General features: G+C 65.1%; 12 protein-coding genes. 5 read left to right on the forward strand and 7 right to left on the reverse strand.

Translation table 11 applies throughout. The features are described 5' to 3' along the window. Window positions 1-31: 31 nt before the first annotated feature. The 3 genes from ACFM35_RS08730 to ACFM35_RS08740 all read right to left on the reverse strand — a co-directional run bounded on the left by ACFM35_RS08730 (window position 32) and on the right by ACFM35_RS08740 (window position 3,079). Window positions 32-763: an SGNH/GDSL hydrolase family protein gene (locus tag ACFM35_RS08730; RefSeq protein ID WP_378841011.1), complete on the reverse strand. Its 732-nt coding sequence runs from the start codon at window positions 761-763 to the stop codon at window positions 32-34. Continuing rightward, the gene (glf, locus tag ACFM35_RS08735; RefSeq protein ID WP_378841014.1) at window positions 742-1,878 is read right to left on the reverse strand and encodes a UDP-galactopyranose mutase; all 1,137 of its coding nucleotides are present in this window, start codon (window positions 1,876-1,878) and stop codon (window positions 742-744) included. The genes ACFM35_RS08730 and glf overlap by 22 nt, the downstream gene beginning before the upstream one ends. A gap of 64 nt (window positions 1,879-1,942) precedes the next feature. Continuing rightward, window positions 1,943-3,079 carry an NAD-dependent epimerase/dehydratase family protein gene (locus tag ACFM35_RS08740; protein WP_378841016.1) on the reverse strand — a complete coding sequence of 379 codons (1,137 nt, stop codon included), beginning with the start codon at window positions 3,077-3,079 and terminating at the stop codon, window positions 1,943-1,945. A 161-nt stretch (window positions 3,080-3,240) separates the two neighbouring features. On the opposite strand from ACFM35_RS08740, the gene ACFM35_RS08745 reads away from it, so the two are divergent. Next, entirely contained in the window at window positions 3,241-4,254 is a 1,014-nt protein-coding gene (locus tag ACFM35_RS08745) for a glycosyltransferase family 2 protein (protein ID WP_378841018.1), read from the forward strand. Here ACFM35_RS08745 and ACFM35_RS08750 read toward each other — a convergent pair whose 3' ends face one another. Then, on the reverse strand, window positions 4,255-5,436 hold the full coding sequence (locus tag ACFM35_RS08750; protein ID WP_378841020.1) for a polysaccharide biosynthesis protein: 1,182 nt from the start codon (window positions 5,434-5,436) through the stop codon (window positions 4,255-4,257). A gap of 165 nt (window positions 5,437-5,601) precedes the next feature. Here ACFM35_RS08750 and ACFM35_RS08755 point away from each other — a divergent pair, with 165 nt between their 5' ends. From ACFM35_RS08755 to ACFM35_RS08770, 4 genes are read left to right on the forward strand one after another with little or no spacing between them, the layout of a single operon-like run. Beyond that, window positions 5,602-6,495, forward strand: coding sequence for a glycosyltransferase family 2 protein (locus tag ACFM35_RS08755; protein ID WP_378841022.1), 894 nt, complete (start codon window positions 5,602-5,604; stop codon window positions 6,493-6,495). 43 nt (window positions 6,496-6,538) lie between these two features. Further along, window positions 6,539-7,264, forward strand: coding sequence for a glycosyltransferase family 2 protein (locus tag ACFM35_RS08760; RefSeq protein WP_378841025.1), 726 nt, complete (start codon window positions 6,539-6,541; stop codon window positions 7,262-7,264). Further along, window positions 7,261-7,665: a DUF2304 domain-containing protein gene (locus ACFM35_RS08765; protein WP_378841027.1), complete on the forward strand. Its 405-nt coding sequence runs from the start codon at window positions 7,261-7,263 to the stop codon at window positions 7,663-7,665. The genes ACFM35_RS08760 and ACFM35_RS08765 overlap by 4 nt, the downstream gene beginning before the upstream one ends. A gap of 10 nt (window positions 7,666-7,675) precedes the next feature. Next, a complete protein-coding gene (locus ACFM35_RS08770; RefSeq protein WP_378841030.1) occupies window positions 7,676-9,289 on the forward strand; it encodes a DUF2142 domain-containing protein in 1,614 nt (537 codons plus the stop codon). A gap of 4 nt (window positions 9,290-9,293) precedes the next feature. Here ACFM35_RS08770 and ACFM35_RS08775 read toward each other — a convergent pair whose 3' ends face one another. From ACFM35_RS08775 to ACFM35_RS08785, 3 genes are read right to left on the reverse strand one after another with little or no spacing between them, the layout of a single operon-like run. After that, complete coding sequence (locus ACFM35_RS08775) at window positions 9,294-10,514, reverse strand: alginate O-acetyltransferase AlgX-related protein (protein ID WP_378841033.1); 1,221 nt, start codon at window positions 10,512-10,514, stop codon at window positions 9,294-9,296. Continuing rightward, window positions 10,511-11,743 carry an acyltransferase family protein gene (locus tag ACFM35_RS08780; protein ID WP_378841035.1) on the reverse strand — a complete coding sequence of 411 codons (1,233 nt, stop codon included), beginning with the start codon at window positions 11,741-11,743 and terminating at the stop codon, window positions 10,511-10,513. The genes ACFM35_RS08775 and ACFM35_RS08780 overlap by 4 nt, the downstream gene beginning before the upstream one ends. Next, window positions 11,740-13,620 carry a rhamnan synthesis F family protein gene (locus ACFM35_RS08785; RefSeq protein WP_378841038.1) on the reverse strand — a complete coding sequence of 627 codons (1,881 nt, stop codon included), beginning with the start codon at window positions 13,618-13,620 and terminating at the stop codon, window positions 11,740-11,742. The genes ACFM35_RS08780 and ACFM35_RS08785 overlap by 4 nt, the downstream gene beginning before the upstream one ends. Window positions 13,621-13,669: the final 49 nt, after the last annotated feature.

Here is a 13,669-nt window from a genome sequence, read left to right on the forward strand (position 1 = left end):
CTCGCGTGCGCGCCGTGTCCCCGCGGCGCGGTCAGCACTCCGAAAGGGCTGTGCCGATGGCAGTGGCGGCAAGCGCGTACCCCTCGGGTGACGTGTGTATACCATCGGTCCTCAGTGCGGGCAGCCAGGTCCCGTCGCTCTGCCGAGCGGCAGACCACGGGTCGACGAACACCCACCCGCGCGCATTCGCCAGATCTGCGAACGAAGCGTTGAGGTCCACCGCCTGCATCGCCAGTGGATCGAAGGGCGCGATGGCGCTGAGGACGACACAGGATGCGTTCACCTGGGCGACGATCTGCTCGATGTTCTGCAGGACCGCCTCCGGTGCGACGCCCTGGCCGAGGTCGTTCGTGCCACCCATGACCACGAGGGCGTCGGCGTCCGTGGCGGGTGCCGCGACGATCCCTTGCAGCATCGCCGCAGTGGTGGCCCCGTCCATCGCCCAGCCTCCGACCGTTGTGTCCTCGGGTACCGGCAGGAGAGCCGCCCACGCCGTGCCGTCCGCCATGCCCCGCTCCAGCGTGCCGTTGAATCCCGTGGAGTTGGAGTCCCCGACCACGACGATCGACAGCGACGGCGACGGCGTTTGCGCTGGAGGAGATGTCGAACCGCGCGAGGGGGATGCTGCATCCGATGACGGCGTGGCCCCCGAGGATGCTCCGGCGGTCGCGCAGCCTCCCATCGCCAGCGACAGTCCGATGAGCGCCGTGCTCACCGCGACCCGCCGACCCGCACCACCCATCAGGCGAGCTGGTTGTGCCACATCGACAGCGCGGCACCGATCGCCATGTGCATGTCGAGGTACTGGTACGTGCCGAGGCGTCCTCCGAAGAAGACGTCCTGCTCCCCCTTCGTCAGCTCGCGGTAGGCGAGCAGGCCGGCTCGGTCATCCGGCGTGTTCACCGGGTAGTAGGGCTCGTCGTCGCGTGTGGCGAAGCGCGAGAACTCCCGCATGATCACGGTCTTGTCTGTCGGGTAGCGGTCGGCGCGCTCCGGGTGGAAGTGCCGGAACTCGTGGATGCGCGTGTAGGGGACGTCGGCGTCCGCGTAGTTCATGACGCTCGTGCCCTGGAAGTCGCCGACCGGGAGCACTTCCTGCTCCAGGTCGATCGTGCGCCAGCTGAGCGCACCCTCCGTGTAGTCGAAGTAGCGATCGACGGGCCCGGTGTAGACGATCGGGAGCTGGCCGACGGTGGCCTTCTTGTGCAGAGGCTGCGACTCGTCGAAGAAGTCGACGCCGAGTGTGACCTCGATGTTCGGGTGGTCCGCCATGCGCTCGATCCACGCGGTGTAGCCGTCGGTGGGAAGGCCCTCCCACATGTCGTTGAAGTAGCGGTTGTCGTAGGTGTAGCGCACCGGGAGGCGGCTGATGATCTCGGCGGGCAGGTCCTTCGGATCGGTCTGCCACTGCTTTGCGGTGTAGTCGCGGATGAACGCCTCGTACAGCGGACGACCGATCAGGGCGATCCCCTTCTCCTCGAGGTTCGCGGCATCCTTGACGTCGATCTCGCCGGCGAGTTCGTGGATCAGGGCTTTCGCCTCGTCCGGCGAATGCGCGGCTTGGAAGAATTGGTTGATGGTGCCGAGGTTGATCGGCAACGGGAACACCACGCCCCTGTGGTTCGTGTAGACGCGGTGCACATAGTCGGTGAACGTGGTGAAGCGGTTGACGTACTCCCACACCGTCGGATTCGACGTGTGGAAGAGGTGCGCACCGTAACGGTGCACCTCGATCCCGGTCTCGGGCTCGTCCTCGCTGTAGGCGTTCCCGCCGATGTGGTGGCGACGATCGATGACGGTGACTTTGCGGCCGGATGCTGCGGCACGCTCTGCGATCGTGAGGCCGAAGAAGCCCGAGCCGACGATCAGCAGATCCACGGAGGCCCTTCCAGCGCGGAGCGGCTGCGGTCACGACCGCCATGCCCGGGTGCGACGCGGACGGTCATTTGAGGAGATTCCGCGAGGCCAATTCATCTAGCGAGCGCTGGTACGTGTCGCCCTCGACGGGTTCCGTGAGAACCCACCGGACGAACTGGCGCACGCCGTCGTCGAAGGACGTCGCCGCGGTGAAACCGAGGACGTCCCGTAGGCGTGAGGTGTCGGCGACGTTGTGGCGGATGTCCCCCAGTCGATAGTTGCCCGAGATGCGCGTCGGCACATCGGTGCCGAACGCCGAGAACAGAGCTGCCACGACATCGTTCACCGTCGTCGCGACGCCCGACCCGACGTTGAACGTCCCTCCCGCAGCAGCCGGATGCGTCACGGCGAGATAGGTCGCCTCGACGACGTCGTCGATGTAGACGAAGTCTCGGCTTTCGAGCCCGTCTTCGAAGATGTTGATCGACTTGCCCTGCCGGATGAGCGTGGAGAAGATCGACAGGATTCCTGTGTAGGGGTTCTTCAGAGACTGCCCCGGTCCGTACACGTTCTGGTACCTGAGCGACACCGGCTCGATCCCGATCACGGGAGCGACCGTCATGATCAGAGATTCCTGCATCTGCTTCGTGATGCCGTAGACGGAGGACGGATGAAGCTTGGCCTCCTCGTCCGTGGGGATGAGGATGAGCTCCTCACCGTCAGCGCCCAGCACACGGAAGTCTCCCTCTGCCAGGTCCGCGTCGGCGCGGTGCGGTGGGTAGACCACACTTCCGTCGCGTGTCTCGTACGAGCCTTCGCCATAGATCGAGCGCGAGGAGGCTACGACCAAGCGCCGCACGGTGTGGGGCTCGTTGGTGAGGAGGTCCAGAAGCTTGGCGGTGCCGCCGACATTCGCCTCGACGTAACGGTCGATCTCGTACATCGACTGGCCCGTCCCCGTCTCGGCGGCGAGGTGAACGACGACCGTCGCCTGTGCGAGTGCGCGGCGGATATCGTCGGTGCTCGTCACGCTCCCATGGATGACGTCGGCGACCCCGACCAGCGATCTCAGGAGCGGAGAAGACTCGGCCGGGTCGGCACCATGGACCTGGGGAATGAGCGCATCCAGCACGGTCACTGTGTGGCCGGCGCTGACGAGCCGCTTCGCGAGACGCGTTCCGATGAAGCCTGCTCCGCCGGTGATGAGAACGTGTTCAGCCATGGGAAGAGGAGACTCCAGTCATCGGGATCGGAAGCGAGGCTTCGCATCCGAGCTCAGTCCGCGTGTGGACCAGGGCAGAGTCTATCCCGCGTCGAGTCGTCCGGCAGATGCGGCCCGGCCACGTCCGAAGGGTCGAAAAGCCTGGCGGATACAATCCACTGGTGTCCACTGACCACCTCGGTTCTGCGCGCGCGGTGTCCGTGATCGTTCCCGTCTACAACGCGGTTGCGCACTTGAGAGCGTGCGTCGCGTCGATCCTCGCTCAGACGCACCGGGATCTCGAAGTGATTCTCGTCGACGACGGCTCAACCGACGGATCGGGTGAGCTCTGCGACGAGCTCGGAGCGGCGGACGCACGCCTGCGTGTGATCCACCAGCGCAACGGTGGTATCGGTGCGGCGCAGAATGCCGGCCTCGATGTTGCCAGCGGCTCCTTCATCACGTTCTGCGACAACGACGACCTGATGAGCCCGCATCTCGTGAAGCGGCTGTTGGACGTCCTCGTCGAAACGGATGCCGACATCAGCTGCTGCCGGTGGTGGAACGTCGGTGCGAGCACGGCCGCCGCGTCGCTCGCTGCGCACACCGACGACCCGCCCGGCGAAGTCCTGGCGTTCGACGATGCGGCGCGAAGCTACCAGACGGTGTTCAGCTCTGCGCTCAGACGTTTACGGCGCGATGAGCTTCGCTACTTCAGCGAAGCGAACTGGGGCAAGCTGTACCGCGCGTCCATGTTCGACGGAATCCGCTTCCCTGCCGGACGCTATGCCCAAGACGTCAGTGTCGCGATGGATCTGTACCTCCGTGCACGGCGCGTGGCATCCTGCAGTGATCGACTGTATTTCTGGCTGCAACGCGGTGACAGCGTCTCGCATTCGCTGCGATCTGCGTCGTATTTCCACGACATCCTTCGTGCCCACGCGCACTCCTTCACCGCGGCACTCGATCACGGGATCGTCCCTGCGCGGGCGTATTTCGGACTGACGGCGCTGCGTCGCGAACGGCAGAGCGTGCGCACAGCATCCGACGCAGCGATGTATCGAGAGGATCGCGCCCTGGTCTGCATGCTGAAATCGCGGTTGAGCGCACGTCAGCGGGCGCACTGCGCGGGGTTGAGCCTGCTTCGGCGCGCCGAGGTCTTGGTCTACGACCGCACCGTGCACCGTCGGCGCTGATCAGCGCCGACGGCCGACGACGAGGTGGTAGCCGGCTCCCACGAGGGGTCCCGCGATCAGGCCGACGACTGCGCGCGTTCCGACGTCGCCGGGCGTGATGGCGACGGCGACGATCGCGAGCGCGCACGCCAGAACCCACCCGGTAGCGAACACTCCATGTCGGCCCGCGGCGAGCACACGAGCACCTGTGACAGTCAGTACCCCCAGACATCCCGATGCCACGACCAGCCACGCGAGGAGCGCTCCGGGGGCGTCGAAGCCGTCGAACAGCCAGACGAGTGCGTCAGGACCCCACAGGCCCGCGACTGCGGCGAGGAGTGGTGTGAGAACTGCCAGGCCGCAAAGAACGGTCATCATGAGGCGGCGGGCGCGCTGGGGTGACGCACTGAATTGCGCGATGAGCATGCTCTGAAGCGCCGTCAGGGGCACAAGGATCGGCGCGCGGGTCAGCGTGAGCGCGAGGATGACGATTCCGAGCGCGACGCGGTCGTCGCCGGCGACGATGGAGAGGACGACCGGGAAACCGTTCACGAGGACCGCATTCGCGGTCGAGGCGATGACCGTGCGGCTGACGTTCATGCCGAGGGAGCGATACGACTCGTCGACGACCGAGTGAGCACGCAATGAACGCCAGCGCGCGGTACCGACGAGCAGGAGCGAAACGGGGAACGGGACCGCGACCGCCCACGCCAGCGCCGTCCCATCGGCCCCCGTCCACAGCACACCGGCGACCAGGATGAGACGCAGGATTCCGTCGATCAAGGGAATCGCCGCGAACGCTCCCCACCTCCCGCTTCCCGCGAGCACCCCGTTCACCGCGGCAACGCCGACGTAAGCGGCGACGGCGATCGCGAGAGGGTAGGCCCACGCGCTGTTCGCCGCACCGAACAGCGGACCCGCCAAGAGGAGGCCGGCGGCCAGCAGGGGTATGAGAAGCGCGGCGCTCAGCACCCCCGCGAACCGGAGCACAGACGCACCCCTGATGTTCTCCGACGTCGCCGGGCGAGCGTCCGACACGGCACGCGTCGCCTCCTGCTGCACGCCGAAGAGGATGCCCACCGCCATGAACAACGCCGCCCAGTACACCGAGAAAGATGCGTAACCGGCTGGCCCGAGCGCCGGAGCGACCACGAGCAGAACCACGAAACTGCTGGCTGCGGAGATGGCAGTCGCGGTGAGCACGAGAAGGAGTCCGCGACCTGGTCTGCGACCCGAAGCCGGCTCAACTCCCGATGCCATAGACCCTGCTTCCTCGCTAGCGCCCCAGCGCGGCCGTCCACACGTCTGGCCTACCATGATGCTGGAGCGGTTCGGCAAGTATGCCAGGGATTCAGAAGGGGCCGGGGAGTGAAGGCAGGCACGATCGACATCATCATGCCCTTCTACGGGGACCCCGCACAGTTCAAGGAAGCAGTGCTGAGCGTCCTCGCCCAAGATGATCCCGATTGGCGCCTCGTCATCGTCGACGACTGCTATCCGCAATGGGATCCGTCCGAGTGGGTGCAAGGGCTCGGGGACGCGCGGATCAGCCTGGAGCGCAACCCGGAGAACCTCGGGGTGAGCAGGACGTTCGACCGTTGCATCGAACTCGCCCGTAACGAGTACCTCGCCATCCCAGGGTGCGACGACCGCCTCCTCCCCACCTACGTGACGGAAGTGCGGTCACTCATCGGCGACGGGGGCCGGCCGGAATACGTGCAACCTGCTGTGGTCGTCATCGATGAGAACGGCCACGAGGCCCGCCCGTTGGCGGACCGCGTCAAGGCGCTGGTGCGGCCCCGGATATCGGGACCGACACCGCTGAGCGGAGACCTCCTCGCAACGACCCTGATGCGAGGCAACTGGACGTACTTCCCGGCCATCTGCTGGCGAGCCGATGTGCTTCGCCGGTTCCGCTTCACCGACAGATACGAAATAGTGATGGACCTCGCGCTGCAGATGGACATTCTGCTCGCGGGTGGGCGTCTTGTGGCATCGTCTGTCCCCGCATTCGAATACCGACGGCATTCGGCGAGCGCATCCTCGTACACGGCCAGCGACGGCACGAGATTCGTCGAAGAGCGTGACTTCTATCGGACGGCAGTGACGCGTCTGCGCGATGTCGGGTGGCAGCGGGCAGCCCGCGCTGCACGGCTGCGAATCACCTCCCGGCTCAACGCGCTGTCGAAGATCCCGAGTGCGATCGGACGTGGCCATTGGTCTGCCGCCACGGTCCTGCTGAGCCATGTATTCGCGGCGTGACGCGCATCGGTTGCCCTGAACGGCCAACCATATACTGGCACCCATGGTGTATTCCCTAGACCAGGTTCTGGTCGTCATGCCCGCCTTCAACGAGGCGGAGGTGATCGCGCAGGTGATCAACGAGGTCCGTGAGACCCTCCCCGGGGTCCACGTGCTCGTTGTGAACGACGGCTCGACGGACACGACCGTCGAGCAGGCTCGCGCGGCCGGCGCCCGGGTGCTCGAGCTTCCGTTCAATCTCGGTGTGGGTGGCGCGATGCGACTCGGCTTCCGTTACGCCCTGGAAAACGGCATCCCGGCTGCCGTCCAGCTCGATTCCGACGGGCAGCACAACCCTGCCGACGTCCCGGCGCTGATCGGTCAGCTCGCATCGTACGACGTGGCCATCGGCGCCCGGTTTGCCGGCGAGGGCGACTATGCGGTGCGTGGGCCGCGCAGATGGGCCATGCGATTCCTCTCCGGCACCCTCAGCCGCGCGCTCGGAACGGAACTCACCGACACGACCTCGGGGTTCAAGGCGCACGGGCCCCGGGCTATCGCTCTCTATGCGCAGGATTTTCCCGCGGAGTATCTCGGTGACACCATCGAGTCACTCGTCATCGGTCACCGCGAGGGCCTTCGCTTCACCCAGGTGGGAGTGGCGATGCGGGAGCGCGCGGGCGGAAGACCCTCGCATAACCAGCTGAAGTCTGCGATCTATCTCGGTCGTGCCTTCTTCGCTCTTGTGATCGCGTTCCTCCGTCCGCGCACGTCGACGCTCACGTCATGATTCTGACCCGCTATCTCCTCGGGATCGTCGGTGCGCTGCTGATCCTCGTCGTCGTCGTCGAACTTCTCCGAAGAGGCAAGCTACGCGAGCGACACACGTTCTGGTGGCTGATCGCCGGCACGCTGAGCTTGCTCGTCGCTGTCTTCCCGTCGATCCTGGAAGCGCTCGCGTCGGCGCTCGGCATCGACGTGCCGATCAATCTCGTCTTCTTCGTCGGCATCGTCGTGCTGTTCTTGGTGTGCATCCAGCAGTCCACCGAGCTCACGCGCAGCGAGGAGAGGACACGCACGCTCGCCGAGCGGGTGGCGCTTCTCGACGACCGGGTACGCTTCCTCGAGGAGCCCGACTCTCCTGTCGACTCGGAGAACGAGCACGACGGATCCTCAGGATCTGCCGCATAAACTGGCCCCCATGCCTTTCTCGACGGGTCCTGTCAGCGCGCGCTTCGATCATGCGGAAACCGACAGGCTCGCGAATCACGTCCCCGTCGGCAGAGTGCTCGTCGTCGCACTGTTGGGCTTCATCGCGCTGATCGGCTGGAGCTTCGCGTCGCCTGTCGGTGCGAGCCCAGACGACAACTTCCACATGACGAGCATCTGGTGCGCCCAGGGCGAGCGCCCCGGCCTGTGCGAGAACTCGGACGATCCCGGTCAACGCGTGGTTTTGGACGAGGTCGTGAACTCGTCTGTCTGCTTCGCGTTCGTGCCGGAGCACAGCGGTCGTTGCGACACGCAGCCGTCCGGTCTCGTCACCACGGCACACGGGAACTTCGAGGGTCTCTACCCGCCGATCTACTACGCGACGATGAGCATCTTCTCCTCGGCCGACGTGCAGACATCCGTTCTCATCATGCGTGTGTTCAACTCGTTTCTCGCCGTCGCACTCGCCACCGGCGTCTACCTCCTCGTCGACAGGAGGTTGCGCGCCCCGATGCTGTGGGGGCTCCTGCTCACGACGATCCCCACCGGGATCTTCCTCATCGCGAGCGTCAATCCGAGCGGCTGGGCGATCGTGTCCGCCGGCACGCTCTGGGTGGCGATGGCCGGGTACTTCCGAGCGCCGACGTGGCAACGACGCGTTGCGCTCGGCGGCCTTGCGCTCGTCGCCGCGTTGATGGGCGCAGGCTCCCGTGGGGACTCGGCCGTCTACGTGGCATTCGGCGCTGTTCTCGCGGCCATCATTTCTTTCGAACGCACTCGGCGATATCTCCTCTTGCTCCTCTTGCCCCTCACGGCGGTGGCCATGGGTGCAGCCTTCTACCTGGGCTCCAATCAGGTCGGTTCAGCGCTTGAAGGGGAAATGGCAGGTGTGCGCCCCGAGCGCGTAGACATCGTCAGCGGCCTGATCCGCACCATCATCGACATTCCCCAGCTGTGGGTCGGCAACTTCGGCGTTCAAGCGCTCGGCTGGGGTGACACGAAGATGCCAGCCGTGGTGTGGTTCACCACGCTGGTCCTCTGCGGTGCCGTCGCGTTCTGGAGTCTGTCACGGCCCCGTGACGTCCGGGCCAACCTGGTCGTCATCCTCGCCGGTGTCGCGCTCGTGATGGTGCCCAGCTGGGTCATCGTTCAGAACGGCGTCGAGGTCGGCACCCTCGTGCAACCGCGATATGTTCTGCCTCTGCAAGTGCTCATGATCGGTGTGCTGCTTTTCGGCGCCGGCGATCCTCGCTTCGAGACGTCTCGCGCGCAGCGATGGATCATCGTCATCGGGCTCGCCGGCGCCAACGCGTTGGCCCTGCACACGACGATGCGCCGCTATCTCACCGGCACGGACGCGCCCGGTTTCGATCTCAACCAGGGAGTCGAGTGGTGGTGGAGCAATGTGCCGGTGTCGCCCGACGTGATCTGGGTCCTGGGCTCGGCGGCGTTCGCCGCATTGCTCATGGTCGTCGCCGGCGTCTTGAGCCGCACGCAGACGGCGCCGGACCATCTCTCAGGCAAACCAACAGGGGACGGCGATCGCGCCGACCTCGGCGAGACACGCACGATCCGGCGGTCTCAACCGACTCCCGAGACTCCTTGAGTCCTCAAGACCCGCCGGGCAGAGCCGGAGGAACCTGGGCGAAGTAGCGCTCCGCGAAGACGTAGAGGACAGTGTCCGCGTCACATCTCGCCGCCTCGGCGACGACATCGGGGCGCTGCTCAGGGTAATCCAGGTTGTGGCGCAGCTGACAGGTCTGCTCGAACGCCTGCGACCACGTCGGGGCGAGCGCCTCACCCATCGAGTCGCGCATGATCAGCGCCCGCCCGACGCCGGACGCCGATGACGTCTGAGCGGGCATATCGAGGAGGCCGACCGTGCCGTCCGAGGGGCCGTCCTTGGGCACGCCGTCGGTCCCCGTGATGGTGGAGCGGACCGGCGCCGCAGGAGGGAGGATGGGCGTCGCCCAGTCGTTCGCCGTCGAGGTGTTCCCGTAAGGCGTGAACTCGTTCGGCGCCACGCCGAGCGCGATACCGCTCATCTCGGGGACCTTCACCTGCGACCACACCGAATCTGGATAGAGGGACGCGGCGCAAGCCACCGTCTGTTGCCACGCCGCGTATGCACCGTACGGAGTCCAGTGGGTGTTCACCTTTGAGTAGACGGGACCTTCGCTCTTCGCCTCCTTCATCGCCCCGCGCGCGTCGACGACGGGCAGATCCCCCGACAGTGCGAGAAACTGCTCCAGATGGGTGAAGCCCTGGATGTCATCCGCCCACTCGGGCAGCTTCTCCCGATAGAGCTCCCACTTCGCGGGGGCGACCACGATCACCAGGTCACGGCCGTCCCTCTGCAGATCCTCGTCGAGGGCACTGAAATACGCGAGCCATTGCGACAGTTGCTCGTCGAGCCAGGGAGCTCGTCCCAGCGCCTGCGAGATGTTGTACGACTGCTGGTCGCCCCAGAACTCGAATCCGTCTCGTCCCTCGACGCGCATGCCCCCGGTCTCAGGATGCTCGGCGAACACCTGCTCGGACGCAGCGGTCCGATCCCCCGCCCAGATGTCGGCGGGGTGCGCCGCGAAGTCCTCCGCCACGCACGTCTCGGGCAGAGAACTCTGCTGCGATGACTGCGTGAGGACCTCTTCGCGTAATTGGTCCGCTTGCGCCAGCGATGCCTGTTGCGTGCCGACGCCGATGCCCGTCATCACGACGACCGCGATCATGAGGAGGGACAGCGGCACGAAGTAGAGGACGCGTCGCCCCCGGGAACGCGGCTTCTCCTGCTCCACGCTGTGCAGCGAATGCAGCGGAGAACTGGCACTCACGAGCCCGGTCCGTCGCTCGCGCGGAGCGAATCCGCGAATCGGGTCGACGAGAAGTCAGGGTTCACGATCTTTCGCTTCGCGCTGAGGGTGAGGGGCGAGAGTAGTCGCAGGAAGGCGGCGAGCCATTTCGGCGTCCAGTCCTTCAACGACATCGCAGGCTTCTCGATGAGATGCCATGAGGCGATCGCCACGATGTGCACGACGACGACGACCGTCAGGAGGTAGATCACACCGCCATGCTTCTGCAGACCGAAGTAGGTCGCGAGAGTCATGATCGGCCAGGCGTAGATGTAGATCCCATACGAGAAGTCGCCGAACCGCGCCCACCGCGTCAGCGGCAGACGTACACCGCACCACATGAGGAAATAGAGGAACCCGAACTGTCCGAGGACGTTCCACCCGCCGAAGGCATAAGTGAAAAGACCGAGACCGAGCATCCCGATCGCGGCCCGGTCGTCAATCGGGATCTTGTCGCCGTGCAGCGCGAAGAGCATGCCGAACGCGAACGGCGCGAAGAACATCAGCATGAACGGATCGGCGAAGACTCTGTTCAGTCCCGCGATGTCGCCTGCGCCCAGCCACTGCAGGGCGTTCAGGCCGATCACGGTGACCGCGAAAGCCGTACCGAACCGCTTCGAAGCCAGCGCGCCGAACAGACCCAGGAGCCCTACGACGATGTAGCAGAGGAACTCGTACGACAGGGTCCACGCCGAGCCGTTCCAGTCCCGTGCGCCGTGGAGCGTGAAGTACGGCACCGTTTCTCCGAGACCGGCGATGTTCCGCTGGCTGAGTGTCAGGAACATGTTCTCGGAGAAGTAGGTTTTCGGCGACTCGACGACCGTTGACCAGTAACCGTCGAAGGTCCCGTACACGACGCGCCACGCGAGGGGTGCCATGACGAGAACGGTGAGGATCAGCGCCGCCCAGAACCCGGGCATGATGCGCAGAATGCGACGCCAGAAGTATCGCCAGATCGTCGAGCGCCCCTGGCGCGATTTGGTGATGAGGAAGCCCGAGAAGAAGAAGAATCCCGCGACGGCGACGCCACCCAACGACTGCTCGTCTGAGATCTGGACTCCCAGATCTTCCCCGCCGTACAACCCGGCGACCGGCCCGGCGTGCGAGAAGATCACGAGGAACGCCATGAACCATCGGAGGAAATCAAGCGAGTTCGACCGTGGGTCGAATGCCAGCGCGAGCGTCAACGGGCCGTTGCGCGCACCACTCACGTCCCGCTCCGCTTCGGCGCACGCCGAGCCGCCCACACCCGCCGATAAGTCCTCCGGCTGGCGTCGAAGGCGGGGTAGAACGCATGCGTGAGACGGGGGAACCTCATCTGCACGACGCGCTTGCCCATGCCCACGATGGTCGGCGGTACGAGGAGCCGCTCCTGGTAGGCGCGTTGCTCCATGACGGTACCCGGGAGGCCCTGGCTGAGATTCTGAAGTTTGAATTCGAGGAACGGGTAGTTGATCGATGCGAGGTCGGTGCTCTGCACCGTGTACACGGGCATGCCCGTGCTCAGAGAGGAGTATGTGAAGAGACGCTCGATGACGTGGGCGATCGACCCATCCCCATATGGCTGATTCTCGAAGTCCGACCAGGTCAGGCCGGCGTCGACGAGTGTGCGAAGCGCCCGAGGCCGTGCGATGAACATGGAACCGAGGGCGGACAACGGCGTCGACTCGTCAAGAGGGGTACTGATGCCGAGTCGCTCGCACAATGCGGCGGCAGGCTGCTTGTTCAGGAACCATCCCTGACCCATCGTGGGGAAGCCGATATGGATGATCGGAGGGATGAGCATCCCGATCTCGGGCCGCTCCGCGAGCAGATTCACGACGTTGACGGCATAGTTCTCCGAGTGCAGGAGGTTGCCGAACAGGTGGCGCTTGAACCATCCGCCTACGACTGCGCCGTCCTGCGGAGAGCGTTTGGAATGCAACTTCACGACGATGTCGTAGTCGTCGCTGCGCAGGAGGTCCGCGCAGCCGAGCAGGAAGGCGGACACATCCCGACCGGCGTTGGACTCCGTCACTCGGACTTCGAAAGACGGCACCTCACGCGCAGAGAGCGCCGTCTCCAGCAGCGCGCGCTTCTGCTCCGTATCCGTCGTGACGACGACATGACGCCGACACGGCAGTCGCTCCGCGTAGTCCATGAGCTCGTCGATCATGTCCGCGTAGAAACAGTGGATCGCAACCAGCGCGTGCATTTCGCGGGTGCGTGCGTGCTGTTCCTCTGTGACCTCGAGGGCGTCGGAGTAGATCCGATGCAGAGAGAAGTTGGTCGCGGCGACTCGCGGCTCCATCGTGCGAGCGACGTTCTCCCAGATCAGCTCCAGCGGGTAATCCGAGGTCTTCTCCAGGATGTCGATGACGTCCCGACCGATGATCGCATGGTCGGACATGTAGAGCGGGTCGTGGAAAAATGTGCGCCGCTTCACGATGGGGCATCGTTCCGCAGTCAGTTGCACGACGTCGTCCAGGACCGGATTGTCACCAGGGAAATCGGTCCAGCGGTACACCACATCCCAGCTGAATCCGCGTTCCTCGAAGTACTTCGCAAAGCGTGCTTCGTGCCGGTCGACGGACTGCTCGTAGCTCGTGATCATCGGCATCGTCGCCCAATAGTGGCGGAATGCGGGCGAGACCAGGAGCGACCTGCGTACCGCGAGCCAGTGCGATTGGATGTGACGAGGCAGCACACCTCCCGTCGCGAAGTAGTGCGGATCGACCTCGCCGTGCTCGGTGATACCCCAGAAGTCGACGTCCCAGGAATCCGTCTTCTCGAACATCTCGGAGAAGGGGTAGACCGGCCCGAACAGTGTGTAGTTCAGGAGGATGACCTCGTCATACTCCTCGAGCCGCTCGAAACCGAAGCGCTCCAGGGCTTCTTTGTAACCCCAGACATCGAAGCCGATGTTCTCCCGTTCCCATACCTCGTCGGCTACTCGCTCCAACTCGACACGGCCGCTCGGCGATACGGGTCCGTTGGAGATGACGATCACTTGCTCGACGTGCTCGCGGAGCTTTTCCAGGCAGTATGGGATGTAGCGGTCGACGACCCCTTCCTTTTCCCAGAACAGGTAAAAGGCGATGCGCTTCACGGGGCTCCTCACGGCCTGGACATTCCGCACGAGTATAACCGTCGCACCT

Origin of the sequence: Microbacterium songi (assembly GCF_042747925.1) — a bacterium.
Classification (GTDB): domain Bacteria; phylum Actinomycetota; class Actinomycetes; order Actinomycetales; family Microbacteriaceae; genus Microbacterium.

Bases quoted from the DNA above. Each gene is read 5' to 3' on its own strand.
- ACFM35_RS08740 (WP_378841016.1), bottom strand. From the start codon at position 3,079: ATGGCTGAACACGTTCTCATCACCGGCGGAGCAGGCTTCATCGGAACG.
- ACFM35_RS08760 (WP_378841025.1), top strand. From the start codon at position 6,539: ATGGTGTATTCCCTAGACCAGGTTCTGGTCGTCATGCCCGCCTTCAAC.
- ACFM35_RS08765 (WP_378841027.1), top strand. From the start codon at position 7,261: ATGATTCTGACCCGCTATCTCCTCGGGATCGTCGGTGCGCTGCTGATC.
- ACFM35_RS08770 (WP_378841030.1), top strand. From the start codon at position 7,676: ATGCCTTTCTCGACGGGTCCTGTCAGCGCGCGCTTCGATCATGCGGAA.